This is a genomic window from Nocardia sp. NPDC004860, assembly GCF_040609015.1.
GTDB lineage: Bacteria > Actinomycetota > Actinomycetes > Mycobacteriales > Mycobacteriaceae > Nocardia.
On the sequence record NZ_JBEXJI010000070.1, the window covers coordinates 1 to 1,182 of the forward strand.

Genomic DNA, 1,182 nt, shown 5'->3' on the forward strand with positions numbered 1-1,182 from the left:
ATTAGAATCTCAAATTGAAGTTCTAATTTTTGTTCAAAAGTACTGACACGTGCATACCCAATTTTCATATTTTGACCTCTATTAATAACCCTAAGTTGTGAGTGATGTTATCCTTAAATCTTAGAGTCACTATTGTATAATTTAGACAAAGGACAAAAACATGCAAAAACGCTACTCAAAAGAATTTAAAGAAACCCTTATCGCCTTCTATCATTCTGGTCAATCCGTCACCCAGCTGTCTAAAGAATACGACGTGGCCCCTGCAACAATTTATAAATGGATAGACCTCTACTCTAAATCTAATGAAAGCTCCGTCTCTAAAGCTGATTTTCTAGAATTAAAAAGACAACTGGCTAAAGTTAAGGAAGAACGAGACATCTTAAAAAAAATATTGACCATATTCGCCGAGAAAAAGAAGTGAGTGCTGCGGATATGGCTCAAACCATACAAACTTTAGCACTCAATGTCAGACTAAGCTGTCAACTCCTTGATGTTCCTGAATCAAGTTATTATGAACGGATTAACCGACATCCATCTAAAACTCAATTAAGGAGACAATACCTGTCACTCAAAATTTCTCAACTCTTCAATACTAACCGAGAAATCTATGGTGCTCCTAAAATTCATCATCTTCTACTTAAACAAGGGGAAAAAGTCGGGTTAAAACTGGTACAGAAGCTAATGAAGCAACTTCAACTCAAGTCTGTAGTCATTAAGAAATTTAAGCCTGGATACTCACTAAGTGATCACATCAATCGAAAAAATCTTATACAGACTGAACCTACAAAGAAAAATAAGGTTTGGTCAACCGACATTACTTATATTCCTACTCAACAAGGATGGGCTTATCTCTCAACCATTATGGATCGTTATACTAAAAAAGTCATTGCTTGGGATTTGGGCAAGCGAATGACTGTAGAATTAGTGCAAAGAACTTTAAATAAGGCCATTAAATCACAAGACTATCCAGAAGCTGTTATTCTTCATTCTGACCAAGGAAGCCAGTATACGAGTCTAGAGTATGAAGAGTTGCTTAAATATTATGGGATGACTCACTCTTTCAGTCGAAGGGGATACCCTTATCATAATGCCAGTCTTGAATCTTGGCATGGACATTTAAAAAGAGAGTGGGTGTATCAATTTAAATATAAGAACTTTGAAGAAGCCTATCAGAGTATTTTC

1 protein-coding gene is annotated in these 1,182 nt (G+C 35.7%); it reads left to right on the top strand.

The genetic code is table 11. The annotated features are described in order from the left end of the window. Nucleotides 1–160 precede the first annotated feature (160 nt). Nucleotides 161–1,182, top strand: a protein-coding gene (locus ABZV44_RS45555) for an IS3-like element IS981 family transposase (RefSeq protein WP_354851653.1) whose coding sequence is annotated in 2 segments (ribosomal slippage) — nucleotides 161–389 and nucleotides 389–1,182 — 1,023 coding nt annotated over the 2 segments. Because the reading frame shifts where the segments join, the coding sequence is not laid out codon by codon here. This gene is flagged as partial in the annotation.